The 24,372-nt window shown below is 72.6% G+C and carries 18 protein-coding genes; 3 read left to right on the top strand and 15 right to left on the bottom strand.

Annotation, left to right across the window (positions count from 1 at the left end):
- Positions 1-3 precede the first annotated feature (3 nt).
- The 3 genes from OEIGOIKO_RS15030 to OEIGOIKO_RS15020 all read right to left on the bottom strand — a co-directional run bounded on the left by OEIGOIKO_RS15030 (position 4) and on the right by OEIGOIKO_RS15020 (position 2,933).
- Complete coding sequence (locus OEIGOIKO_RS15030; protein WP_125054481.1) at positions 4-1,719, bottom strand: alpha/beta hydrolase; 1,716 nt, start codon at positions 1,717-1,719, stop codon at positions 4-6.
- A 93-nt stretch (positions 1,720-1,812) separates the two neighbouring features.
- The gene (locus OEIGOIKO_RS15025; RefSeq protein ID WP_125054480.1) at positions 1,813-2,346 is read right to left on the bottom strand and encodes an alkyl hydroperoxide reductase; all 534 of its coding nucleotides are present in this window, start codon (positions 2,344-2,346) and stop codon (positions 1,813-1,815) included.
- 32 nt (positions 2,347-2,378) lie between these two features.
- A complete protein-coding gene (locus OEIGOIKO_RS15020) occupies positions 2,379-2,933 on the bottom strand; it encodes a peroxiredoxin (protein ID WP_030020693.1) in 555 nt (184 codons plus the stop codon).
- Positions 2,934-3,294: 361 nt separating this feature from the next.
- On the opposite strand from OEIGOIKO_RS15020, the gene OEIGOIKO_RS15015 reads away from it, so the two are divergent.
- Complete coding sequence (locus OEIGOIKO_RS15015; RefSeq protein ID WP_031000825.1) at positions 3,295-3,645, top strand: histone-like nucleoid-structuring protein Lsr2; 351 nt, start codon at positions 3,295-3,297, stop codon at positions 3,643-3,645.
- A gap of 591 nt (positions 3,646-4,236) precedes the next feature.
- On the top strand, positions 4,237-5,193 hold the full coding sequence (locus OEIGOIKO_RS15010) for a LysR substrate-binding domain-containing protein (protein ID WP_125054479.1): 957 nt from the start codon (positions 4,237-4,239) through the stop codon (positions 5,191-5,193).
- A gap of 92 nt (positions 5,194-5,285) precedes the next feature.
- Here the strand turns inward: OEIGOIKO_RS15010 and OEIGOIKO_RS15005 are convergent, their stop codons facing one another.
- The 8 genes from OEIGOIKO_RS15005 to OEIGOIKO_RS14970 form a co-directional block, all read right to left on the bottom strand.
- The gene (locus OEIGOIKO_RS15005) at positions 5,286-7,730 is read right to left on the bottom strand and encodes an FtsX-like permease family protein (protein ID WP_307721231.1); all 2,445 of its coding nucleotides are present in this window, start codon (positions 7,728-7,730) and stop codon (positions 5,286-5,288) included.
- A 6-nt stretch (positions 7,731-7,736) separates the two neighbouring features.
- Positions 7,737-10,175 carry an ABC transporter permease gene (locus OEIGOIKO_RS15000; RefSeq protein ID WP_125054478.1) on the bottom strand — a complete coding sequence of 813 codons (2,439 nt, stop codon included), beginning with the start codon at positions 10,173-10,175 and terminating at the stop codon, positions 7,737-7,739.
- A 109-nt stretch (positions 10,176-10,284) separates the two neighbouring features.
- Entirely contained in the window at positions 10,285-10,974 is a 690-nt protein-coding gene (locus OEIGOIKO_RS14995; protein WP_125054477.1) for an ABC transporter ATP-binding protein, read from the bottom strand.
- On the bottom strand, positions 10,971-11,495 hold the full coding sequence (locus tag OEIGOIKO_RS14990) for a PadR family transcriptional regulator (RefSeq protein WP_031000834.1): 525 nt from the start codon (positions 11,493-11,495) through the stop codon (positions 10,971-10,973). The genes OEIGOIKO_RS14995 and OEIGOIKO_RS14990 overlap by 4 nt, the downstream gene beginning before the upstream one ends.
- Before the next feature lie 109 nt (positions 11,496-11,604).
- On the bottom strand, positions 11,605-14,022 hold the full coding sequence (locus OEIGOIKO_RS14985; RefSeq protein ID WP_125054476.1) for an ABC transporter permease: 2,418 nt from the start codon (positions 14,020-14,022) through the stop codon (positions 11,605-11,607).
- On the bottom strand, positions 14,019-14,705 hold the full coding sequence (locus OEIGOIKO_RS14980) for an ABC transporter ATP-binding protein (RefSeq protein WP_125054475.1): 687 nt from the start codon (positions 14,703-14,705) through the stop codon (positions 14,019-14,021). Before OEIGOIKO_RS14980 ends, OEIGOIKO_RS14985 begins: the two co-directional genes overlap by 4 nt.
- A gap of 213 nt (positions 14,706-14,918) precedes the next feature.
- Complete coding sequence (locus OEIGOIKO_RS14975; protein WP_125054474.1) at positions 14,919-15,257, bottom strand: type II toxin-antitoxin system antitoxin; 339 nt, start codon at positions 15,255-15,257, stop codon at positions 14,919-14,921.
- Entirely contained in the window at positions 15,254-16,231 is a 978-nt protein-coding gene (locus OEIGOIKO_RS14970; protein ID WP_125054473.1) for an SPFH domain-containing protein, read from the bottom strand. Before OEIGOIKO_RS14970 ends, OEIGOIKO_RS14975 begins: the two co-directional genes overlap by 4 nt.
- Before the next feature lie 291 nt (positions 16,232-16,522).
- Between OEIGOIKO_RS14970 and OEIGOIKO_RS14965 the strand changes: the two genes are divergently transcribed.
- Positions 16,523-18,778 (top strand): transglycosylase domain-containing protein, encoded by a 2,256-nt coding sequence (locus OEIGOIKO_RS14965; protein ID WP_125054472.1) that lies wholly within the window; start codon positions 16,523-16,525, stop codon positions 18,776-18,778.
- A gap of 85 nt (positions 18,779-18,863) precedes the next feature.
- Here the strand turns inward: OEIGOIKO_RS14965 and OEIGOIKO_RS14960 are convergent, their stop codons facing one another.
- The 4 genes from OEIGOIKO_RS14960 to fomD all read right to left on the bottom strand — a co-directional run bounded on the left by OEIGOIKO_RS14960 (position 18,864) and on the right by fomD (position 24,369).
- The gene (locus OEIGOIKO_RS14960; RefSeq protein WP_125054471.1) at positions 18,864-20,327 is read right to left on the bottom strand and encodes a catalase; all 1,464 of its coding nucleotides are present in this window, start codon (positions 20,325-20,327) and stop codon (positions 18,864-18,866) included.
- A 163-nt stretch (positions 20,328-20,490) separates the two neighbouring features.
- A complete protein-coding gene (locus OEIGOIKO_RS14955; RefSeq protein WP_125054470.1) occupies positions 20,491-22,662 on the bottom strand; it encodes an ATP-binding SpoIIE family protein phosphatase in 2,172 nt (723 codons plus the stop codon).
- Positions 22,663-22,709: 47 nt separating this feature from the next.
- Positions 22,710-23,393 (bottom strand): class I SAM-dependent DNA methyltransferase, encoded by a 684-nt coding sequence (locus OEIGOIKO_RS14950; RefSeq protein WP_125054469.1) that lies wholly within the window; start codon positions 23,391-23,393, stop codon positions 22,710-22,712.
- Positions 23,394-23,670: 277 nt separating this feature from the next.
- Entirely contained in the window at positions 23,671-24,369 is a 699-nt protein-coding gene (fomD, locus tag OEIGOIKO_RS14945; protein WP_125058699.1) for a cytidylyl-2-hydroxypropylphosphonate hydrolase, read from the bottom strand.
- Positions 24,370-24,372: the final 3 nt, after the last annotated feature.

The raw sequence follows: 24,372 nt of genomic DNA, 5'->3' as shown, positions 1-24,372 counted from the left end.
GTCTCAGTACGGGGCGTCCTTCGCGGCCTCGTACGCCCGCAGCCGCGCCGTGTCCCGGTCGGTCCAGCCCGGCGGCGGGACGACCGCCGCCCAGCCGTCCACCGCGCCGGTGCCGTAGCGGTGGCCGTGCGGCGGCGGCGCGCCGAAGGACACCGCCAGATCGACGGTCGTCTGCCAGAAGGTGACGACCGGCCAGAAGCGCATCTCGTCGGTGACGTCCGGGCCGAGCGGGCGGTCCAGCCAGGCGGGACGGTGGAAGAGCAGGTCGGGGGTCCACCACACCACCGGGTCCGAGGCGTTCTGGAGGTAGACCACCCGGGGGTGCTCCCACGGGCCGTCGGGGCGCCGCAGATCACGTTCCGGGTACTGCGCGAAGCGGACGTGCCGCCCGTGGTCGTACTCCGGGCGCCACACCGGGCTGCCGGGATCGCGCCCGGCGGTCACCTCCCGCCAGATCGGGCTGACGTTGGGCGGCCCGGCCAGCAGCGCGCCGTCCACCTTGTCGAGCATGTCGTCCAGGCCGTCGAAGCCCGCCTCGGTCGCGTACGTACCGAGGCTCTCGCCGCCGACCACCAGTTTGGGACGGTCGTCGGCGGGCAGCGCGGACCACTTGGCGTACACCGCGTCGAACACCGCGCGGGCGTCGCGCGCCGCCTTCTCCTTGTCGACGAGGAAGGAGATCCAGGACGGCAGGTACGAGTACTGGGTCGCGACGACCGCGGAGTCACCGCCGTACATGTACTCCAGCGGCTCCGGCATCCTCGGGTCCACCCAGCCGCTGCCCGTGGTGCCCAGCAGGGCCAGCACCTTGCGGTCGAAGCCGCCGGTGCGTTCCAACTCCTGTACGGCGAGGTCGGCGGTGCGCCGGAAGTGCGCGTCGCCGCCCTCCTGCTCGCCGACGTACACGCGTACCGGGTCCTTGGCGGGCCGGCCGGTGAACGCCGCGATGTCCTGCTTGCGGGGGACCGAGCCGATGAAGTTGCGTCCTTCGGCGCCCAGTTCCGCCCAGTCGACGACGGAGGTGGGGCCGCCGGAGACGTACGCGGAGGCGGGTTGGGTGATGCCGTCGGCGGTGCTCAGGTTCGCGGCCTTGGAGATCCGGTCGACGATGTCGATGAAGCCGCGCTCGTACAGCACGTCCTTGGAGCCGACGGTGACCAGCAGGGCCGTGAGTGCCGTACCGATCACGTACGCGGCCGGGCGCGGCACCCAGCGGCCGAAGAACCGGGCGAGCCGCCGGGCCACCAGCCGTACGCAGCGGGCGAGCAGCACGAACAGCGCGCAGACCGCCACCGCGATCAGGATGATCATCGGGGTGTGCCAGACCAGGGACGGCTCGACCTCCTGGAGGCGGCGGAGGCGGCGCTGGGCGTGGGCGCTCCAGGAGACGGCCGCCGTGGACAGCACGATGCCCAGGACGTGGAAGGCCAGCCAGCAGCGGGCGCGGGTGCGTTCGGCGGGGCGGTACCGGCACAGCGCGCGGAAGAGGGCGCTCGCAGCGGCTCCGGCGGTGTAGCCGACGGCGGCGGTGATGCCGCCGATCAGGCCCTGGAGGTACCAGGGGCGGGGGAGCAGCGACGGGGTGAGGGAGAGCCAGAAGAAGAGCGCCGCGACGCAGCAGGCGGTGAGGTCGGGCCAGCGGCGGACGATCCAGGCGGGGTCGGGGGCGTCCCAGTACGGGCGGCGGAGCCACCGGACGAGGAGGTGCAGGACGGACATTTGTCCTCATTATGCGCAGAGCCCCGCGGACGTGTGGTCCGCGGGGCTCTGTCGTACCGGCCGGGCGCCCCGGCGGGGACGCCTCCGGTTCACCTATTCGGCGAGGGTGGCCTCGGAGTCGAGGGTGGCGCCGACGGCCTGGAGCACGGAAGCGATCTTGATGGCCTCAAGGATCGTCTCGCGGTCCACGCCCGCCTTGCGCAGCACCTGCTCGTGCGAGTCCAGGCACATGCCGCAGCCGTTGATGGCCGAGACGGCCAGCGACCACAGCTCGAAGTCGACCTTCTCCACGCCCGGGTTGCCGATGACGTTCATCCGCAGGCCGGCGCGCATCGTGCCGTACTCCGGGTCCGACAGCAGGTGCCGGGTCCGGTAGAACACGTTGTTCATCGCCATGATGGCGGCGGCGGACTTGGCCGCGGCGTACGCCTCGGCGGAGAGGTTGGCCTTGGCCTCCGGCTCCAGCTCGCGCAGCACCTTCGGCGAGCGCGAGGCGATCGCGCAGGCCAGGACGGTGCCCCAGAGCTGCTGCTTGGGCAGCTCGCTGTTGCCGATCACCGAACCGAGGTTCAGCTTCAGGTCCTTGGCGAAGTCCGGGACGGCGGACTTCAGTTCATCGAGAGCCATGACGGATCTCCTTCCGGTTCGCTAGCTGCGGTTCACTCGCCCGAGAGCAGCGCGACCGGGTCGAGGGTCTCGTCGCCCTTGCTCCAGTTGCAGGGGCACAGCTCGTCGGTCTGCAGCGCGTCGAGGACCCGCAGGACCTCCTTGGGGTTACGGCCGACGGAACCGGCGGTCACCATGGTGAACTGGATCTCGTTGTTCTGGTCCACGATGAAGACGGCGCGCTGCGCGAAGCCGTCCTCGCCCTCGATGCCGAGCGCGCGCATCAGCTCGTGCTTGGAGTCGGCCAGCATCGGGAAGGGCAGGTCGGTCAGGTCCGGGTGGTCCTTGCGCCAGGCGTGGTGCACGAACTCGGAGTCACCGGAGAAGCCGAGGATCTGGGCGTCACGGTCGGCGAACTCGTCGTTCAGCTTGCCGAAGGCGGCGATCTCCGTGGGGCACACGAAGGTGAAGTCCTTGGGCCAGGCGAAGACGATCTTCCACTTGCCTTCGTAGGTCTTGTGGTTGATCTGGTCGAACTCCTTGCCGCTCTCCAGCGACACGCAGGCGGTCAGATCGAACTCGGGGAACTTGTCACCGACAGTGAGCACAGGCTCTCCTTCGTGTGCCGTAAGTCCTGAAACAGGGCTTACGCGAGGGGTTGGACGGTTCCCTACAGTGCCACAGGGGTCATTGATCGGGGAAATAGCCAGATCAAGAAGTGTTGATCGGGGCTGGCTATCAGTGGCCGGGGTGCGTCCGGGCGGCGGTGACCGGGGCGGAAGTGACCTGCCCCTCTGGCGGGCCGGGCCGCCGTGAGGTATGCGCGGCCCTGCACAACAATGCCGGATCGGTCGAAAAGGGGCGGGATTCCGGGGAATCCACCGGCTATCTCCGAAACGATGTTCCCCGGTTCACGCACCTCGCCAAAGAATGGCCCCAGCGCGAGCCGCGAGACGTACAATCACCCGCATGGCACAGAAGATCGTCACTATTTACACGGATGACCTCACCGGGGAAGAATCCACGGAGGTCGCCACGCACTCGCTCGCGGTCGACGGTATTGCTTACGAGGTCGACCTCGCCCCGGACAGCTACGACAAGCTGCTGGAGGCGATCGGTCCCTTCCTGAAGGCCGGCCGCCGTACCGGGCGGGTGAAGGCGGGTGCCGGGGCGCGCAAGGTGAGCGGCTCCGCCTCGGCTTCGGGTTCGGGTGAGACTGCGAAGATCCGCGCCTGGGCCAAGGAGAACGGCTACGAGGTGAACGAGCGCGGCCGGGTGTCCGCCGATATCCGTGAGGCGTACCAGAACGCCGCCAAGTAGGCGTTGCCCGCACCGGCCGAAGACGTCGTGACGGCGGACGGATTTCGGCCGGTCCAGGCTTCTGGCCTGGTGAACGGCGCTGGTGGCAGCCGGTGCGCCGGAGTTTCGGCGTCGGCTGCCGCCGTCCGTACGGCGGCCGGTCGCGGCTGCCGGAAAGCCTGCGGTACGGCGGCCGGGAACGGGACGAATCCCTCCGGAGCCGTATCCCTCCGGAGCCGTATCCGCCCGGAGCGGTATCCCTCCGGTGTCGTATCCGCGATCCGGCCGACGGCGGGTGCCGGTGTGACGTGTGCGCCGCCCTGCGAAGGAAAACGCTGCCGGGTCCCGAGAATCCGGCCGGGCGGCCGGTCCGCAATCCCGCGGACGAGCGGCGAAATAAGATGACGGGATTCCCGGTCCTGGAATGCGCTCAGCGCGCCCGCTGGAAGGTGCCCGCGGGCGCCCGCGCCGAAACCTGCCGGTAACCCGGAGGGGCATTACTCCGGCCACCGCGCCCCGGACCGTTCCACCGCTGCCACCGAAAAGTCCTTCCCCCGGGGAGGCGGCTGCCCCGCGATTAGACTGGATCACTCTGATCGGAGGTGGCTATCGGTGGCATCCCCCACGAATCCCGGGACCCGGTCGCGGCAGCCCAGCCTGGCGCAGCTGCGGGCCTTTGCCGCCGTGGCCGAACACCTGCACTTCCGGGAGGCCGCGGCGGAGATCGGCATGAGCCAGCCCGCCCTGTCCGGTGCCGTATCGGCCCTGGAGGAGGCTCTCGGGGTACAGCTCCTGGAACGTACGACCCGCAGGGTGCTGCTCTCGCCCGCCGGGGAGCGGGTCGCCGCCCGCGCCCGTACCGTCCTGGAAGCGGTCGGTGACCTGATGGAGGAGGCCGAGGCGGCCCGCGCGCCGTTCACCGGCGTCCTCCGGCTCGGGGTGATCCCGACCGTCGCCCCGTACCTGCTGCCCACCGTCCTGCGCCTGGTGCACGACACCTATCCCGACCTGGAGCTCCAGGTCCACGAGGAGCAGACCGGGTCGCTGCTGGACGGCCTCCAGCAGGGACGGCTGGACCTGTTGCTGCTCGCCGTGCCGCTGGGCGCCCCGACCGTCACGGAACTCCCGTTGTTCGACGAGGACTTCGTGCTGGTCGCGCCGACGGACCACTGGCTGGGCGGGCGCGGCGACATCCCGCGCGAGGCGCTCAAGGACATGGACCTGCTGCTGCTGGACGAGGGGCACTGCCTGCGCGACCAGGCGCTGGACATCTGCCGGGAGGCGGGCCGCGACGAGGGCGCGCCGGTGACCACCAGCGCGGCCGGGCTGTCGACCCTGGTCCAGCTGGTCGCGGGCGGGCTGGGCGTCACCCTGCTGCCGCGCACCGCGCTGCGCGTCGAGACGGCCCGCAACGACCAGCTGACGACCGGGTACTTCGCCGATCCGGCGCCGTCCCGGCGGATCGCGCTGGCCATGCGGTCGGGCGCGGCACGCCAGGGCGAGTTCGAGGAGTTCGCGGCGGCGCTGCGCGAGGCGATGAAGGGGCTTCCGGTACGGATCGTGGAGTGAGCCGGGCCGCTCGTCGAGTGAGCCGGGCCGCGGCCCGGCCGTAAGGCTGCCGGCCCCACGGCCCGGCGATTCGTTTCGGCCCGGCCTCCCGCCTACTCCGTACGCAGCCCGTCCGGCCGCATCAGCCGCCACAGCAGCGGCAGGCTGAGCGCGGTCACCGCGAGGATCACCGCCCCGGCCGTACCGGTGAGGACGGCGATGCCCGGCCAGTCCGGCAGCATCGGCTTGCCCACCAGGTGCAGCAGCAGGAGACCGACGCCCAGACCGCAGCCGACCGCGAGGGCCAGGCCGAGGACGACGGGTACGGCGGTCTGCCACAGCACCGACCTGCCGAGTGTGCGGCGCGGCGTGCCGAACGCGTCCAGGGCCGACAACAGCAGTCTGCGCTCGCGCAGTTGCTCCAGTACGGAGATGAGCAGGCCCGCCCCGATGAGGCACAGCACCGCCATCGCACCGGCCTGGAGCGCCGCGCGGACGATGTCGAACAGCTCGGGGTCCCGTTCGCTGCTCCCGGCGAAGTCGTCCCACAGGGGCATGGCTTGCAGGCGCGGGTCGATCTGCGCCGCCGTGTTGCGTACGTACTCGACGGCTTCCGGCCGGTCAGGGTCGAGGTGGACCTCGGCCTCGGTGGAGGGGGACCGCAGCAGCGCGGGGTCCAGGGCGCCGGGCGTCGCGAGGAGGTTGGCCTCGTGCAGGGAGAAGAAGCTGGGGAGCGTGTCGACGGTGCGTACGGTGTGCGGAACCGTCCAGGTGGCCGGACGGTTCCCGGCGTCCGGGGAGACGGCCAGCCGGGTGCCGGGGCGGGGGACCGGCGGCACGTCGGAGGCGGGCAGGCCGGTTTCCGTGCCGTCCTCCCGGAAGGCCTTGGGAGGGGTGTAGAACGCGTCGCCGTCGGCGCACCGGTCGGTACGGACCATCCGGCGCAGCGCGTCGCAGTCGGCCACGACCAGCCGGTAGCGCACGGGGGAGGACTCTTCGCCCGGGGCGTTGCCCGCGGGTGCCCGGCGGCCCTCGGACGGCAGCGGGCCCGCGAAGCTGAGCTGCGCGCCGTACACGCTCCGCACGCCCGCGGTCCCCCGCAACCGGTCGTACATCCCGGGAGCGCCGGCCACCGGCAGCTCCCCGTCCCGGTCCGCGACGGCCATCTGGTGCTCGCGGGGGGCCGGGAGCGGGTCCGGCAGGTCGTTGACCTGGACACCGGCCAGCAGCAGCTGCACCGCGACGACACCGGCGACCGCCACGGTGATGCCGCTGACCGAGCGGGCCGCCGCGGTCGTGCTCAACTGGAGCCGCCGCACGGCCAGCTGCCACGACGGCCCGCCGCCGGCGCCGATCCGGGAGACCACCGCGTCCAGGAGCCACGGCAGCAGCGCCGCGACCCCCAGCAGGAGCAGCGAGGTGCCCGCGACCACCTGGGCCCCGGCCCAGAAGCCCACCACCGCCTTGTGGCCGGCCGTCATGGGCCACAGCAGCGCGACGCCCGCGACGGGCAGCAGCAGCCGCCACCACAGGCGCCGCCGCACCGGCGGCGCCGAGCGGGTCACCCCGAGCGGTTCGACCGTGATCCGGCGCATCGTCAGCAGGGCGACCCCCACCGAGCAGGCGGGAACGGCCGACGCGACGAGGGCGGCCAGCCGCCAGTCCGGTACGACGTCGGAGGGGAAGATCCCGAACTCCAGCACCCGTATCCCCGACAGCGGGTACCGGGCGGCCAGGAAGACGACGGCGCCGGTGAGCAGGCCCAGCAGGGCCCCGGCCAGCGCCTCGCCGGCCGCGATCCGCCGGGTGGTGGCGCGGTCGGTGCCGACCAGCCGCAGCGCCGCCAGCCGCCGGTCCCGGCGCTCCCCGCCGAAGCGCACGGCGGCGGCGATGAACACGGCCACGGGGACCAGCAGGGCCACGCTGCCGACGAGGATGGACAGCAGCAGCTGCGGATTGGTGGTGGGGAAGGCGCTGTCGGGGCCGCCGCCGAAGGAGGCGATGCGCGTGGTGCCCGCGCGGATGTCGGTGAGCCGGTCCGACCCCTGGTAGTACGCCAGTTCACTCGGTCCGGTCAGGCCCTCGGTGCCGATCCGCCCCACTGTACGGACGCCTCGGAAGCGCTCGCGCAGGTCCACGCCGTCCGAGGAGGCCAGCAGGTCCGCCAGAGCGGGCGAGACGACCATCTCGCCGGGTCCCGGAAGGCGCGGCACGCCGGGCGGGGTGGCGGGCCGGTCCCCGTCCGCCCGCACCAGGCGGCCGCGGACGGACCGGCCCTGGTAGGCGGTGTCGGTCTGGGCGACCAGCAGCGTGCGGTCGGTGACGGCGGTGGAGGGGGAACCGAACGTGTCGGAGCGGGCCTTGTCGCGGCCGACGGCGGTGGACACGGCGTGCGGGACGGCGGCGGCGATCAGCAGGACCGCGACGCCCAGCCCCACGCCGAGCGCGGTGAGCGCCGTACGGACCCAAGCCTCCCGGCCACCGCCGACCGCGAACCGCGCACCCATGCCGAGATCACGGCACCAGCGCCCGACCAGGTGCCGTCGGTCCTTCTCCACCTGCGTTCACTCCGTCCGTAGGCCGTCCGGCCGCATCATGCGCCACAGCGGCGGCAGGCTGGCCGCCGTCACCAGCAGGATCACCCCGGCCCCGGCGCCCGCCATCGCCGCGACCACCGGCCAGTCCACGAACACCGCGCTGTCGATCATCCACAGCAGCAGCGAGCCCAGCGCCAGTCCGCCCCCGACGGCGAGCACCAGGCCCAGCGCGACGGGGATCGCGGTCTGCCACAGGACGGACCAGCCCAGCGTGCGGCGCCGGGCGCCGAACGCGTCCAGCACCGACAGCAGCCGCCGGTGCTCGTGCAGCTGCTCCACGGTGGAGATCACCAGGCCGGCGCCGATCAGCAGCAGGGTGACCACCGCGCCGAGGAACAGGCCGGTGCGCAGGCTGTCGTACTGCCCGTCGTGCCGGTTCTCGGCCAGCGAGACCACGGCCATCGACGGGTTGATGCGCGCCGCCGCGGTACGGATGTGCTCCACCGCGTCGGGCACGGCGGGGTCGTAGCGGACCGTCAGGTGCAGCAGGGGACGGTGCATCCGGTGCACGTCCACCGCGGCCGGGGTGATCAGGAGGCCGCGGGCGGGCAGCCCGTCGGGGGCGGTCTTCGCGCGGACGGTACGGGTCGTGGCGGGCAGCGTCCACGGCTGCGGCGGGCGGGTGGGGCCGAAGCCCTCGGGCGGATCGAGGTTGAGCCGGGCGCCCGGTGTGGCGAAGGTGTCGTCCGGCAGGTTGTCGGTCCGGAAGACGTCCCCGTCCCGGCAGGAGCCGATCTCGGCGAGCTGGGCCAGCCCGGCGCAGTCGGCGACCGTGGCGAACACGCCGTCCACCATGCGGAAGTCGCTGCCCTCCATCAGCCGGCCCGGGTCACCCGCGGCCGCCACCGACGTTTCGAGCGCGCCGTCCGCCCGGCTGACCCCTTGGGTGCCGCGCAGCACCGTGAGCGCCTGCCGGGTCTGCTCCCAGCCCTCCGTGCCGCCGGTCATCACGACCACCGGGCGGCCGTTGCGGGCGTAGGCGTCGGCGAACCCGGCCTGCATCCCGGTGAAGGTCATGTGGACGGCGATGGCCCCGGCGACCGCGACGGTGATGCCGGCGACCGCGCGGGTGGCCGCCCCGCTGTGCAGCTGGAGCCGCCGGGTGGCCAGCTGCCAGGGCACCGGGCCGCCGTGCAGCCGCCGCACCACCGCGTCGACCAGCCACGGCAGCAGCGCCGTGACGCCGAGCAGCAGCAGGGTCGCGCCGGTGGCGAGCCGGACGGTGTTCAGCGGGCTGTCCACCCCCTCGACGTCGCGGGAGACGGACACCAGCAGCCCGGCCCCGGCCAGCGGCACCAGCGGCCGCCACCACAGCCGGCGCCGCACGGGCGGCCGGCTGCGCACGACACCCAGCGGTTCGACCGTCACCCCGCGCTGCGCGAACAGCGTCACCAGGACCGCGGCGGACGGCACCAGTACCGCGATCAGTGTGGCCAGCAACGGGTCCGGAGTGATGTCGGACGGGAAGACGTTGATGTCCCACAGGGTCACCAGCGAGGCGAACTGCCGTCCCCCGAGGAAGAACCCGGCGCCCAGCACCAGTCCCGCCAGCGAGCCGAGCAGCGTCTCCCCGGCGGCGATCCGCCGGGTCGTGCGGATGTCCGCGCCGACCAGGCGCAGCGCGGCGAGCCGCAGTTCGCGGCGTTCGTTGCCGAACCGTACGGAGGTGCCGATGAAGACCATGACCGGCGTCAGCAGCGCCACGCACGTCATGATGACCAGCACCACCGCGGGGGCCCGCATCGGGCGCTGGACGAACTCCAGCCCGAAGTGGTCGATGCGGTCGGCACCGAGCCGTACGTCCAGGGCGGAGCTGCCCGCGAGAAAGGTCAGTTCGGCGGGCCCTTGCAGCCCGGCGTCGCCGATGGTGCCCACGACGCGGTACGGGAGCCGCTCGCGCAGCGCCGCGCCGTCGGGCGAGTCCAGCAGCTCCTTGAGGCCGGGGGAGACCAGCATGGTCCCCGGGGCCGGGAGCGCGGCCACGCCCGGCGGCTTCGGCGGGTGCGCCCCGTCGGGTTCGACGAGCCGGCCGCGGATGTTCTGGTGGCGGTACCGGGTGTCGGCGTGGGCGTAGAGCAGCGTGTCGTCGGCGGGGCGCGGCGGGTCGGCCTGGCCCAGGTTCTCGCGGGCCTTCTCCCGGCCGTGCCAGGAGTCGATCAGGGACGGCACGGACGAGCCGAGCAGCAGGACGGCGACGCCGAGGCCGACGCCGACGGCGGTCAGCGCCGTACGGATCCAGCCCTCGCGGCCGCCGCCGGCGGCGAAGCGCAGGCCGGTGGCGAGGTCGCGGGCCCAGACGGCGGGCCCGGCGGGAGACGGGCCGGGTACGGCCGCCTTCCCGGGGGCGGCCGACGGGCCGCCGGGACCTGCGGGGCCGTTCCTGGTACGGGGGCCGAGCAGCGTCATCCGGCGGTGCCGATCGGGGCAGCGGTCCTGCCCGGACCAGTGGTGACGGGTGTGACGGGTGTGACGGGTATGACGGGCGTGCTGGGCGCGACCGGGGCGTCGGGCGGACTCACCGCAGGCCCGCCAGCATGTCCTTCACCTTGCCGTCGCGGACGACGATCTCGCGGTCGGAGTAGGCGGCGACCCGGGCCTCGTGGGTGACCAGGACGACGGCGGCGTTGGTGTCCCGGGCGGCGTCGGTGAGCAGCGTCATCACGCGTTCGCCGTTCAGGGAGTCGAGGGCGCCGGTGGGCTCGTCGGCGAAGATCACGCGGGGGCGGGCGGCGAGGGCGCGGGCCACCGCGACGCGCTGGCCCTGGCCGCCGGAGACCTCGCCGGGCCGCTTGCCCTCGGTGTCCTCGACCTCCAGCCGCTCCAGCCACTCGCGGGCGTGCCGCTCGGCCTCCTTGCGCTTGACGCCGTTCAGGCGCAGCGGGAGGGCGACGTTCTCCCGGCAGGTCAGTTCGGGGACGAGCTGGCCGAACTGGAAGACGAAGCCGAAGTCGGTGCGGCGCAGGGCGCTGCGCTGCGCGTCGTTCATCTCCGTCACCTCGTGGTCGCCGTAGCGGACACTGCCGGAGTCCGGCAGGACGATGCCCGCCAGGCAGTGCAGCAGGGTCGACTTGCCGGAGCCGGAGGGGCCCATGACGGCGACGACCTCGCCGGGGTGGATGGAGAAGTCCACCCCCTCCAGCGCCTGGGTCTGCCCGAACGACTTGTGCAGGGCCTCGGCGGCCAGCAGCGAACCCGCGGGCGTCACCGGGCGATCACCGCGGCCAGCTTGTCCAGGCGGGCGGCCGTCAGCTCCAGCCAGCGCAGGTCCGCCTCCAGGTGGAACAGGGCGTGGTCGCAGATGAGCTGGTCGGCGAGGTCGCCCTTGCGCTTGCGCTCGGTCAGGCCGCGCATCAGGCGCAGGTGCTCGGTGCGCTGGGTGTCGAGCAGCTCGGCGGCGTCCCGCTCGGTGAGCAGGGCCAGCACCACCTTCGTGTAGAGCGTGGACTGGAGGTACGGTTCGGGCTTCTCGGGGCGGGCCAGCCACTGGGCGACGTCCGTGACGCCGGCGTCCGTGATGGCGTAGCGCTTGCGCTCCGGGCCCGCGCCCGCCTCGACGCCGTCGACCTCGACGAGACCGTTCTTCAGCAGGCGGGACATGGTCGAGTAGACCTGCCCGTAGTGCAGCGGGCGGTCGTGGCCGAAGTGCTCGTCGAACGCCCGCTTCAGGTCGTAGCCATGGCGGGGCCCGGACTCCAGGAGGCCCAGAAGCGTATGACCGATTGACATGCCGACCACCTTACTTCGTCGCTACAGCCGTGGTGTATACGCGTCGTGCATAGCGCCGTCGGCGCCCCGGGGCCCGTCGCGCGGGCCCCGGGACACCGGCGGCGCCGGATCACTCCGTACGCAGCCCGTCCGCGCGCATCATGCGCCACAGCGGCGGCATGCTGAGCAGCGTCACGAGCAGGATCAGAGCGGCGCCGAACAGGGGCAGCGGCCACACCACCGACCACGCGACACCGGTCTTGTCCGCCAGGCCCAGCAGCACCCGGCCGAGCCCCAGGCCGCCGGCCACCGCGAGCGCCAGGCCGAGGACCATCGGGACGGCGGTCTGCCACAGCACGGACCAGGCGAGGGTGCCGCGCCGGGTGCCGAAGGCCACCAGGACCGACAGCAGGCGGCGGCGTTCGCGGAGCTGCTCCAGGGTGGTGACCAGCATGCTGGCGGCGATCAGCGTCATGGTGGCGACGGAAGCGATCAGCAGGCCGTTGCGCACGCTGACGAAGCGGCGGTCGTCGGTGGTGTCCATGAGCTGGAAGACGTTGGCCGTCAGGTCGAAACGGGCCGCGGTGTTCCGGGCGTGCTCGGCGGCGTCCGGGACGGACGGGTCCAGCCGCACCAGGGCCCTGGCCGTGGGGTCGTCGAGCTTCCTGACGTCGACCGCGCCCATGGTGGCGAACAGGCCGGTGGCGTGCTCACCGGTCGGGTCGGGCCGGCCCTGGACGGGGCGGATCGTCCGGGGCAGGGTCCACCGGCTGGGCGGGCCCACGAACTTGCCGTCGTCGTCGAAGCCGTTGAGCAGCACCTGGGCGCCGGGACGGACGACCTTGGGCAGGTCCTCGTCCACGAACGCGTCGGGGCCGCTGCCCTTGATCTCGAAGACGTCGCCGTCCTTGCACGGGCCGGGCCGGCTGAGCTCCTGGAGCGTCTCGCAGGTGCCGACCGTGATCGAGGTGTTCAGCGGGTAGCCGCCCTCCCCGCGCTCCGGGCCGGGGGAGGAGACCCGCGACCCGACGGTGGCGATGACACCGCTGACGCCCTCGGTCCGCTCGAACGCGGTGATCATCTTCTGCGTCGTGGCGCCGTCCCTGGCGGGCAGCATCACCTGCATCTGCGCACGGGACGTGTCCTGTCCGGTCGCCTTGGTGTAGTCGTCCCCGACCGCGGTGAAGAGCATCTGCAAGGCGATGGCACCGGCCACGGCGACCGTGATGCCACTGACCGCGCGGGCCGCGCTGCTGCTGCTCAGCTGGAGCCGGCGGGCGGCCAGCTGCCAGGGGACCGGCCCGCCCTTGAAGCGCGCCACGACCGCCTCCACCAGCCACGGCAGCAGCATGGTCAGGCCCAGCAGCGTCAGCGCCGCGCCGCCGGCGATCGCGTACGTGTTGACGTCCCCCGACTTCTTGTCGACCGTCCCGAACACCGCCAGCAGTACCAGCCCGACGACCGGGATCGGCAGCCGCCACCACAGCCGCCGGCGGCGCGGCACCGCGCTGCGGACGACGCCCAGCGGCTCGATGGCGATGCCGCGCAGCGCCAGGAGCGTGACGACGACCGCCGACGCCGGTACGGCCAGCAGGATCAGGACGGCCAGCGCGGGCACCGGCGACAGGTCGGTGGGGAAGGCGTTGAGGCTGCTGATGTCGACCGCGCCGATGAACTGCCGGCCGAACAGGAACAGCCCGGCGCCGACGACCAGCCCGAACAGCGAGCCGAGCAGAGCCTCCCCGGCGGCGATCCGGCGCGCCATGTGGTTGTCCGCGCCCACCAGGCGCAGCGCGGCCAGCCGCCGGTCGCGGCGCTCGCCGCCGAAGCGGACGGCGGTGGCGATGAAGATGGCCACCGGCATCAGCAGGACGACGCAGCCGATCAGGATCAGGACCAGCAGGACCGGGTCCATGTCGGGGGACTGGATGTTCCACCCGTAGACGGACGCGCGGCCGGTGCCGCTGTCCTTCGGGGAGAGCTGGTCGCTGCCCGCGTAGTAAAAGTGCTCGGAGGGGCCGATCAGCCCCGCCTGGCCGATGGTGCCGACCACGCGGTACGGGAGCCGGTCGTGCAGCAGCTTGCCGTCCGGGGAGTCCAGCAGCTTCTTCAGCGGAGGTGAGACGACCGCTTCGCCCGGACCGGGCATCTTGTCCACGCCGGGCGGCAGCGTGGGGTGGGCGCCGTCCGGACGCAGCAGGACGCCGTCCACGCTCTCGCCGCGGAACTGGGAGCCCACGCGGTGGAAGAGGAAGGAGTCGTCGGTGGGCTTCGGCGTCTCCGCACCGAACTCGATGTTCCGCGCGTTGCTGCGCTCGGAGCGGTTGCCCAGCAGGCTCGGTACGGAGGAGGCGCCCAGCAGCAGGGCCACGCCCAGGCCGACGCCGACGGCGGTCAGCAGCGTACGGGTCCAGCCCTCGCGGCCGCTGCCGACCGCGAAGCGCATCCCCATGACGAGGTCGCGGAACCAGACGGCGATCCCGGCCGGGGCCTTGGCCCGGGACTCCTCCTGATCCGTGGGGCCGGGGCGCTGGTCGACGGCGGTCATACGGTGCCCGCCATTTCCCGGGCCTGGCCGTCGCGGACGACGATCTCGCGGTCGGAGTAGGCGGCGACCCGGGCCTCGTGGGTGACCAGGACGACGGCGGCGTTGGTGTCCCGGGCCGCCTCGGTCAGCAGGGTCATCACGCGTTCGCCGTTGAGGGAGTCGAGGGCGCCGGTCGGTTCGTCCGCGAAGATCACCCGCGGCCGGGCGGCGAGCGCGCGGGCGACCGCCACGCGCTGGCCCTGGCCGCCGGAGACCTCACCGGGCCGCTTGGCCGCCACCGCGCCGACCTCCAGCCGCTCCAGCCACTCCTGGGAGCGCTGCTCGGCCTCCTTGCGCTTGGTGCCGTTCAGGCGCAGCGGCAGGGCGACGTTCTCCAGGCAGGTCAGTTCGGGCACGAGCTGGCCGAACTGGAAGACGAAGCCGAAGTCGGCACGGCGCAGGGCGCTGCGCTGGGCGTCGCTCATCTGCGTCAGGTCGCGCGAGCCGTACATGACGCTGCCGGAGTCCGGGCGGACGATCCCGGCCAGGCAGTGCAGCAGGGTCGACTTGCCGGAGCCGGAGGGGCCCATGACGGCGACGACCTCGCCGGGGTGGATGGAGAACTCGGCGCCGTCGAGCGCGTTGGTCGAGCCGTACGCCTTGTACAGCGCGCTGGCCTTGAGCAGGGAACCGGCCGGGGTCATACGAGGGCCTCCGGAAGTACGGACAGGGACGGTCCGGGCGGCGGGGCCGGGGCTCCGCCGGGGAGAGCGGGCGGGTGCCGCGTACGGCTCCCAGTGCTCCCGCAGGACGTGAGCGTCACTCTACATGGTGTGTATACCTGTGGTGTATACCGACTCCGTGAGCAGCCGGAGGGCCGGCCCGCGTACGGACCGGCCCTCCGGCACCCCTCGTTCTCACTCCTCCGGACCCGGCGGCTCCGGTTCTTCGCCGCCCGCCGTCTCGCGCGGCCCGGCGGCCTTCGGCGGCCGCCCCCGGCGCGGCAGCCCGCCCGCCCCCTTCGGCAGCCGCCCCGCGTCCGCCAGGGCCTTCCGCAGCAGGAACTCCACCTGGGCGTTGGCGCTGCGCAGCTCGTCGTCGGCCCAGCGGGCGAGCGCGTCGTGGACCAGCGGGTCGAGCCGCAGCAGCATCTGCTTGCGCCGCTGCGCCCGCCGCTTCGGCGCCTGGTCGCCGTCCGCGGGTCCGGCGGCCCCGGAAGCGTCCCGGGGCGCGTCCTGGGAGCCGCCCTCGCTCACTGGTACAGGGATCCGGTGTTCAGTACGGGCTGGGCGGCCCGGTCGCCGCACAGCACCACCATCAGGTTGCTGACCATGGCCGCCTTGCGCTCCTCGTCCAGTTCCACGATGTCCTGCTCGCTGATGCGGGCCAGCGCCATCTCGACCATGCCGACCGCGCCCTCGACGATCTGCTGGCGGGCCGCCACGACCGCGCCGGCCTGCTGCCGCTGGAGCATCGCCGAGGCGATCTCGGGCGCGTACGCGAGGTGGCTGAAGCGGGACTCGATGATCCGTACGCCCGCGGCCTGCACCCGGGCGGTCAGTTCGACGGCCAGCTTCTCGGTGATCTCCTCGGCGTTGCCGCGCAGCGACAGTGCGTCCTCGTCGTGCGCGTCGTACGGGTACTCGATGGCGATGTGCCGTACCGCCGCCTCGGTCTGGGTGGCGACGAACTCCAGGAAGTCGTCGACCTCGAACAGCGCCTGCGCGGTGTCCTCGACCTGCCACACGACGATGGAGGCCAGCTCGATCGGGTTGCCGTACGCGTCGTTGACCTTCAGGACCGCGGTCTCGTGGTTGCGGACCCGGGTGGAGATCTTGCGGTCGGCGGTCAGCGGGTTCACCCAGCGCAGGCCGTCCTCGCGGATGGTGCCGACGTAGCGGCCGAAGAGCTGGATGACCCGGGCCTCGCCGGGGGCGACCATCTTCACGCCCGTCATGCAGAAGAACGAGCCCACCAGCAGCAGGACGCCGACGATGATCAGCGGTACGCCCGCCGCCTTGTTCCCGCCCGCGGCGAGCACGCCACCGCCGATGATCATGCCGAGCCCGGCGAACACGCCGAGGACGGTGAGCAGCAGGCCCAGGCCGCCCGGGATGCTGTGCGCCACCGTCTCGCGGACCTGCGGGCGGGGCATCTCCGGCGCATCGGCCGTGAGCTGCGCGCCGCCGGCCGTCCCGTCGTTGCCGCCGGGCGGTGTCTGGTCGGACATGTCGTCTCCCCGTTTCTCGTGACATTCCTCGTGGTCCGGGCCGGGCCGCCGCGTGGTCGGTGCGGTGGCCGGATCCGTACGGACCGGCTGTGCTCTCGTCAGGTTAGCAAAGTGCTAGCACTTTAAGAAGGTTCTCAGGACGGTGCGGCATCATCACGGGACGGTTCCCCCAGTCCGGGTGCTCTTTGTCACGTCGGGAAAAGCCTTGATCGATGAGCATTTGTTGACAGATGCGGTGTTAGCTTCGTGAGCTGAGTTATTGGGGGCGGAACGACTGGAGTTGCGGGAGCGATGGGGCGAGCGGACGCGAGGCGAGCGGCTCAAGGGCGTAAGCGCCGGGCGAAGCCGAAGGGCGAGAAGGGCGGCATACGCCGCTTCTTCACCTGGAAGAAGGTCCTCGGAGCCGTCCTCGGCGTGTGCCTGCTGGGCATCCTCGGCTTCCTCGGGCTGTATCTGTACGTGGACGTCCCCGACGAGGGGAACTTCCAGGCCACCAGCCAGAGCAACGTCTACAAGTACGCCGACGGCTCGGTCGTGGCCCGCAAGGGCGCGGACAAGGCGGTGAACCGCGAGATCGTCAAGATCGACCAGATCCCCAAGCACGTGCAGCACGCCTTCGTCGCGGCCGAGAACAAGACCTTCTACCAGGACTCCGGCGTCGACCTGAAGGGCACCCTGCGCGGCATCCTCAACACCCTCGCGGGCAAGGGCAAGCAGGGCGGCTCGACCATCACCCAGCAGTACGTCAAGAACTACTACCTGAGCCAGGAGCAGACGGTCAGCCGCAAGCTCCAGGAGATCGTCATCTCCCTCAAGGTGGACAACAAGCTCGGCAAGGACGAGATCCTCGCCGGGTACATGAACACCAGCTACTACGGCCGCGGCGCGTACGGCATCCAGGCGGCGGCCCAGGCGTACTACGGCGTGGACGTCGACAAGCTGACCGTCAGTCAGGGCGCCTACCTGGCCTCCCTGCTCCAGGCCCCCAGCCAGTACGACTGGGCCATCGCCTCCGACGCCGGCAAGAAGCGGGTGCAGGAGCGCTGGGCGTACACGCTCGACAACATGGTCGAGATGAAGTGGCTCGACGCCGCCGACCGGCAGAAGCAGACGTTCCAGCAGCCCATCAAGCCCAAGCCGCTGCCCGGTGTGGCCGGCCAGGTCGGCTACTTCATCAAGGCCGCCGACGATGAGCTGATCCGCCGGGGTGTCGACGAGAAGGAACTGGCCGCCGGCGGCTGGACCATCACCCTGGCCATCGACAAGAAGAAGCAGCAGGAGCTGGAGAAGGCCGTCAAGACCAAGCTCACCGACGACCTCAAGCCGTCCCTCCGCAAGGCGGACCGGGACGCCCAGCTCGGTGCGGTCTCGGTCGACCCCGCGACCGGCCACGTCGTGGCGATGTACGGCGGCGCGGGCTACACCAAGCACTACACGAACAACGCCACCAGGGCCGATTTCCAGCCCGCCTCCACGTTCAAGCCGCTGATCTTCGCCTCCGCCCTGGAGAACCACGCCAAGACCCAGTCCGGGCTGCCCATCACCCCCGACACGGTCTACGACGGCCGCAACCGCCGCCCGGTGGTCAACAGCATCAAGCCGTTCGCGCCGCCGAACGAGGACGAGCAGCAGTACGGCCACATCAGCGTCCAGCAGGCGACGAACAACTCCGTCAACTCCGTCTTCGCGCAGATGGGCGCCGACGTCGGTCTGGACGCGGTCAAGAAGACCGCGGTCAGCCTCGGCATGGACGGCAGCCGGATGGACGTCCAGCCCGCGATGACGCTCGGCAGCATGGGCGCCAGCCCGCTCCAGATGGCCGCCGTCTACGCCACGCTCGACAACCACGGCAAGAAGGTCGAACCGGCCCTGGTCGCCAAGGCCCAGCACGGCGCGCAGGACGTCGAACTGACCGACCCCATCGGCTCCCAGGTGCTGACCCGCGGGACCGCCGACACCGTCACCTCCGTCCTGCGCGGCGTGGTCAACGACGGTACGGCCAACAAGGCGATCGGCGGCGCCGACTACCAGGCGGCCGGCAAGACCGGCACCTCCGACGACAACAAGTCGGCGTGGTTCGTCGGCTACACGCCGAAGCTGGTCACCGCGGTCGGCATGTTCGGCGAAGAGGCCAAGGGCGGCAAGCAGGTCTCGCTCAAGGGCACCGGAGGCGGCGGCCGCGTCAACGGCGGCGGCTACCCGGCCGAGGTCTGGGCCGCCTACACCGCGGCGGCGATCGGCGACGACTCCGGGGCCAAGTTCGACCTGGAGACCGACCTCGGCGCCGGGGTCGCACCGACCAACGCCCCGCCGCCGTCCAACACCCCGTCGCACTCGCCGTCCCAGACGCCGAGCCAGACCCCGTCGCACTCGCCGAGCCAGACTCCGTCGCACACTCCGTCGCACTCGCCGTCGCACTCGCCGTCGCGCACCCCGTCCCGGACGCCGTCGCCCCCGGAGACGCCGCCCGCCACCCCGACCGACGGCAGCGGCGGCAGCGGCGGCAACGGCAACAACCGCCCGCCCGGCCTCGACGACCTGGACTGATCCGGCGCTCCGCGCCGACGGCCGTGGCCCCCACCGCACAGGTGGGGGCCACGGCCGTTTCCGTCCCGACCGTCCGCGCTCCGGCTCAGCCGCCGTTGAAGCGCGCGGCGATCCGGTCGCCGAGCGCCTTGTCCACGTTGCGCCAGTACTGCAGGGCGCGCAGCAGCACCGGACGGCTCACGCCCTTCGACAGGTGCCCGGCGACGTTGTCCACCAGCCGGGCGCGCGCCGCGTCGTCCAGCACCTGGCGTACCTGGGTGCCTGCCTGGCTCCAGTCGTCGTCATCGCGGCGCAGCTTGTACGCCTCGCGCACCATCTCGCCCGCCGCGTGCCAGCCCGCCGGGTCGCCGAAGTTCTGCGTGTCGGCCGCCGGACCGCCGTACGAGTTCGGCGCGTACACCGCCGCCGTACGGGACGGCTCGTACCGCATCGGGCCGTCCTTCGCGTACGAGCTGACCGTCGAGTGCGGACGGTTGGGCGGCAGCTGCGTGTAGTTCGGGCCGATGCGGTAGCGGTGGGTGTCCGGGTACGAGAACAGCCGGCCCAGCAGCATCTTGTCCGGCGACGGGCCGATGCCCGGCACCATGTTGGACGGCTCGAACGCCGCCTGCTCGATGTGGACGAAGAAGTCCTCCGGATTGCGGTCGAGGGTCATCCGGCCCACTTCGATGAGCGGATAGTCGCCGTGCGGCCACACCTTGGTCAGGTCGAACGGGTTGAAGCGGTAGTCCGGCGCGTCGTCGAACGGCATCACCTGGACGTACACGGTCCACGAGGGCGCGTCGCCGGCCGCGATCGACTCGTAGAGGTCGCGGCGGTGCAGATCGCCGTCCTCGCCCGCCAGCCGGTCGGCGTCCTCCTGGGTGAGGAAGTCGATGCCCTGGTCGGTCTTGATGTGGTACTTGACCCAGAACCGCTCGCCGCCGCCGTTGACCCACATGTACGTGTGCGAGCTGTAGCCGTTCATGTGCCGGTACGTCTTCGGGATGCCGCGGTCGCCCATCAGCCAGGTGACCATGTGCGCCGACTCGGGCGACAGCGTCCAGAAGTCCCACTGCATGTCGTGGTCGCGCACCCCGCTGTCCGGGCGGCGCTTCTGCGACCGGATGAAGTCCTGGAACTTGCTCGGGTCCCGTACGAAGAAGACCGGTGTGTTGTTCCCGACCAGGTCGTAGTTGCCGTACTCGGTGTAGAACTTCAGCGCGAAGCCGCGCGGGTCGCGCCAGGTGTCCGGCGAGCCCTGCTCGCCCGCGACCGTCGAGAAGCGGGCCAGCATCTCGGTGCGCCGCCCCGGCTGGAAGAGGTCCGCCTTGGTGAACTCGCTGACGTCGTTGGTCACCTCGAAGAACCCGTACGCGCCGCTGCCCTTGGCGTGCACCACCCGCTCGGGCACCCGCTCCCGGTTGAACTGGGCCATCTTCTCGATGAGGTAGTGGTCCTGGAGCAGCAGCGGACCGTCGGCGCCCACCGAGAGCGAGTGCTCGTCGCTCTCGACCGGGACGCCGGCGTTGGTCGTCGTACGCGGGACGTCGTGCGCGGAGCTGGTCATGGCGGAGCGCCTCCCGGAGGTGGGGTCGTCAGTCCCTTCGCACCCCAGAAGTCAACTCCGCCGACGCGGTGTCGGCAACCGTTGGACGGCGTCCGGTTCGAGACGAAGTCCGGCCGCCGGCGCGCCTCGCGGCGCCCCGGCGGCCGCGTCCGGAAACCCCTGTCTACGGGGCGCCCCCGAACGGCATGGACAGCTCGAACCACACCACCTTGCCCGTGCTCAGCCGTGTCGCGCCCCAGCGCCGGGCCATCCGGTTGACCAGGTACAGACCGCGCCCGCCCTCGTCGGACGGCCGCGCCTGGCGCAGCCTGGGCAGCTGCGGGACGTCGTCGCCGACCTCGCAGCGCAGCACGTCCGTCCGCAGCAGCCGCAGCGTGATCGGCCGCTCCGCGTACCGCACCGCGTTCGTGACCACCTCGCTGACCAGCAGTTCCAGCTGATCGGTCAGCTCCTCCAGGCCCCACCGGGACAGCGCCCGGCGGGCCAGCCGGCGCGCCTGCCCGGCCGTCTGCGCCTTCGGGTCCAGATACCAGTACGCGACGTCGCTCGGCGCGATCCCGTCGAAGCGGGCCGCGAGCAGCGCGATGTCGTCGTCCCGGTCGCCGGGGCCGAGCATGTCCAGCACCTCGTCGCACAGCGGCTCCAGCGGCGGCGGGTTGGGCCCGGTCAGCCGGGCCGTCTCCGTCAGCCGCTCCCGCAGCTGCTCGATGCCGGTCCACACGTCCCGGATACGGGACTCCACCAGACCGTCCGTGTACAGCACGAGCGTGGCGCCCGCCGGCGCGTCCAGCTCGACCGCCTCGAAGTCCACCCCGCCGACGCCGATCGGCGCGCCCGGCGGCACCCGCAGCACCTCCGGGCGCCCGCCCCGGTGCAGCATCACGGGCGGCGGATGCCCGGCGTTGGCGACCATGATGCGGTGCGCCACCGGGTCGTAGACCGCGTACAGGCACGTCGCCATCCGGTCCGAACCCAGCCGCTGCGCCTGCTCGTCCAGGTGGTGCAGCACCTCCTGCGGCGGCAGGTCCAGCCCCGCGAGGGTCTGCGCGGTGGTGCGCAGCTGGCCCATGATCGCCGCGGAGGTCATGGAGTGGCCCATCACGTCGCCGACCACCAGCGCCACCCGGCTGCCGGGCAGCGGGATCGCGTCGTACCAGTCGCCGCCCACCCGCGCCGTCTCCGCGGCGGGCAGATAGCGGCTGGCCAGCCGTACGCCGGTGGGCTGGGGCAGCGAGTCCGGCAGCATCGTGCGCTGGAGCGCGTCCGCGATGTACGCCTCGCGCCCGTACAGCACCGCCTTGTCGACACCCAGCGCGGTGTGCGTCGCCAGCTGCGCCGCCACCAGCAGGTCGTCCGCCTCGAAGGCCGGGCGGTCCGGGCGGCGCAGGAACACCGCCGCGCCGATCACCCGGCGGCGGCCGCGCAGCGGCGCCAGGATCACCCGGTGCCCGGCGGGCAGGTGGGTGAGCGGGCCGAGCAGCTCCGGCAGCGCGGCACGCGCCGCCTGCACCTCGCCGAACAGCGGCCGTACGCCGCGCAGCACCTCCGCCAGCGGCCCGCCCGGCAGCACCTCGGACAGCTCCGCCGCGCTGCCGCCCATCGCGGGACTCAGGTCCGGCTGCGCGGGCAGCATCGGCAGCCGCCCGCCGTTGGTGTCCGGCTCCTCGGGAATCCGGTCGGTACGGCGCAGCCGCAGCACCACCGGGCCGGTCGGCCGCTCGTCGCCCACCGGCAGCGGGTCGCGCAGGTAGACCAGGATCGCGTCGGCGAACGTCGGCACCGTCGCCCGGCACAGCCCCAGCACGATCTCGTCGAGGTCTATGCCGCGGGCGATCCGCCGGGTCGCCGCGCCGATGAACCGCAGCCGGTCACCGCCCGCCTGACGCGCCGCCAGCAGCTCGACGCTCTCGGCGGGCGGTGCGGGGTGCGCTGAGCGGGCGGGCGGCGCGCCGGGGCCGCCGGCCGGCTCGGGGGCGCGTCCGGCCGCCCCGCCGCGGGCACCGGTCTCCACCGGCACGCCGTGCGGCGCGGCGGGCGGCGGCACCCCGGGCGTCTCCCCGGGCGTCTCTCCGGGGCGCGGCCGGGGCCGGCCCGCACCGGCGTCCGCCCGGCCGCCGTCCGCGGCGCACGCAGAAGAATCGTCACCGCGCGGCGCGGCGGCCGACATGTCAGCCACCTCGGCCGGTCCGCCGGCCGAGGACTGCCCCGGAAGACCGCGGGGATCGGCGGCCGCGGCGTACGGCGCCGGCTCGGGCGGGCCCCCGTGCGGGGTCGCCGAGGACGCGGCAGGCGGGGCGGCCTGCCGCGGTTCGTGGGAGGTCGGGTGCTCCGTCACGCGTGGGATTCCATCCGTCCGGGGCTGCGCGCGTGGCGCGCCGCGTCTCAAGCGCGTCGCAGGTGCAGGAAGAGCTGGAACTCGGGTGGGGTGTCCGTACTGGCCGGGGCATACGCATACGAGTCCTCCCCGGTGACTTCGAAGCCCGCGTCGTGCACGACCTGGCGCAAGTCGTCCCGCAGGTAACCCGATACCCGGATCGTGCTGCCCAGGAACGGAATCGGGCAGTCGTCCAGGTCGGCTTCGACCATGGACAGGGCCAGCAGCCCGCCGGGCTTCAGCAGCGTGTGCAGCATCCGCAGGGTGTACGGAATCTCCGCGCGGGGCAGCATCAGCAGCGAGAAGAAGGCTACGGCACCGTCGAAGGAGCCCGGACCGCCGAGCCGGCCGTCGCGCAGGTCGGCGATGTCCAGCCGGTGGAAGCGGGCCGCCGGGACGTTGTCGCGGGCCAGCGCGACCATCGAGGGGGAGAGGTCCACACCGACCACCGTGTGTCCCGCGTCGGTCAGCTGACGGGCCGTCGGCAGGCCTGTGCCGCAGCCCACGTCCAGCACCTGCGACCCGGGCGGCAGCGCGGCCGCGAGCCGTGCGCCGGCCGCGAGCTGTCCTTCCTTGTGCGGGAAGGCGTCGTCGTACCGGTCGCCGATCGCGTCGAACGCCTCCGCCTGCCCCGCCCGGTCCAGGACTAACCGGTTCAGGCCCTCGTATCCGTCGTAGCCTTCAGCGCTCACGACCTCGCCTCTCCTGCGACCGCGGTCAAGTTCGGGGCTCCGCCTCGGGAGCCACGTCCGTGCAGTTCCGTGCAGTCTTGAGTTACGCCTGTGCAGTCTTGTGGAGGACGATCCTACGGTTGATCCCCAGGGGCGCATCAAGGGGGCTCACTCGCACGCCGCACCGCGCCCTCGCCCGCTCACCGGTGCGCCCGGAGCCGCCCCCTCGGACGACCGGCCGGTGAGCCGTTCCCGCGGACGGGGCGGACGCCCGCGCGGCCGCCCCGGAACCGGGTCCTCAGCCCCGCGCGGCCCGGTCCCAGTCCTCCGGCAGCCCCGGTACCCCCCACGCCGGATCGGGCCGCCAGTCCTCCCAGCCGGAACCGAACGGCACGCCCCAGGCGGCGATGTGTTCGACCGCCGCCCGGCCCGCCGCCCGTACGTCCGCCGCCAGCGCGGCCGGCATCAGCCCGTCCCGCTGCGCCTGCGCGAACTCGTCCTCGTCGCGCCACTCCCAATGCCGGTCCGGGTACACGCAGATGTCCAGGAAGTGGTCCTGCGAGTCGATGCCGCCCGGCCAGCGGCGCCGCGGCTCCTCCAGGTTCACGTACCAGTTCTTGAAGTGCCAGCCGGGCTCCCAGAACAGCCACACCGACCAGGGGTCGCGCGGCCGGGCCAGCTTCAGCACCCCGGTGCCGAACCACTGGTCACGGGTGGTGCGGCGCGGTTTGGTGTAGCGGCTGGCGAGCGGCTCGCGGTGGACGGGCGTCCCGTCGGCCAGCACCGGCTTGACGCAGGGTGTGCCGGGCGCCATCCACACCGCGAGCAGCTCGTCGGTGTCCTGGACGACGGTCATCGGACGGCAGATGTGGATACCGTCACCGGCGTTGTCGCGGTACCGCCACAGGATCTGGTCACCGGGCGCCCAGCGTCCCGGCCGCTCCGCGGCGGCCCGCGTGCCCTTCGCCCCGGCGGCGCCCTTCCTCGTCTCCACCATGTC

Source organism: Streptomyces paromomycinus (genome assembly GCF_003865155.1).
Lineage (GTDB): Bacteria > Actinomycetota > Actinomycetes > Streptomycetales > Streptomycetaceae > Streptomyces > Streptomyces chrestomyceticus.
Note: the sequence above shows the minus strand (reverse complement) of the source record. Positions and strands in the feature narration are given on the sequence as shown.

Bases quoted from the DNA above. Each gene is read 5' to 3' on its own strand.
- OEIGOIKO_RS15030 (WP_125054481.1), bottom strand. From the start codon at position 1,719: ATGTCCGTCCTGCACCTCCTCGTCCGGTGGCTCCGCCGCCCGTACTGG.
- OEIGOIKO_RS15025 (WP_125054480.1), bottom strand. From the start codon at position 2,346: ATGGCTCTCGATGAACTGAAGTCCGCCGTCCCGGACTTCGCCAAGGAC.
- OEIGOIKO_RS15015 (WP_031000825.1), top strand. From the start codon at position 3,295: ATGGCACAGAAGATCGTCACTATTTACACGGATGACCTCACCGGGGAA.
- OEIGOIKO_RS15000 (WP_125054478.1), bottom strand. From the start codon at position 10,175: ATGACGCTGCTCGGCCCCCGTACCAGGAACGGCCCCGCAGGTCCCGGC.
- OEIGOIKO_RS14990 (WP_031000834.1), bottom strand. From the start codon at position 11,495: ATGTCAATCGGTCATACGCTTCTGGGCCTCCTGGAGTCCGGGCCCCGC.
- OEIGOIKO_RS14985 (WP_125054476.1), bottom strand. From the start codon at position 14,022: ATGACCGCCGTCGACCAGCGCCCCGGCCCCACGGATCAGGAGGAGTCC.
- OEIGOIKO_RS14980 (WP_125054475.1), bottom strand. From the start codon at position 14,705: ATGACCCCGGCCGGTTCCCTGCTCAAGGCCAGCGCGCTGTACAAGGCG.
- OEIGOIKO_RS14970 (WP_125054473.1), bottom strand. From the start codon at position 16,231: ATGTCCGACCAGACACCGCCCGGCGGCAACGACGGGACGGCCGGCGGC.
- OEIGOIKO_RS14965 (WP_125054472.1), top strand. From the start codon at position 16,523: ATGGGGCGAGCGGACGCGAGGCGAGCGGCTCAAGGGCGTAAGCGCCGG.
- OEIGOIKO_RS14960 (WP_125054471.1), bottom strand. From the start codon at position 20,327: ATGACCAGCTCCGCGCACGACGTCCCGCGTACGACGACCAACGCCGGC.
- fomD (WP_125058699.1), bottom strand. From the start codon at position 24,369: ATGGTGGAGACGAGGAAGGGCGCCGCCGGGGCGAAGGGCACGCGGGCC.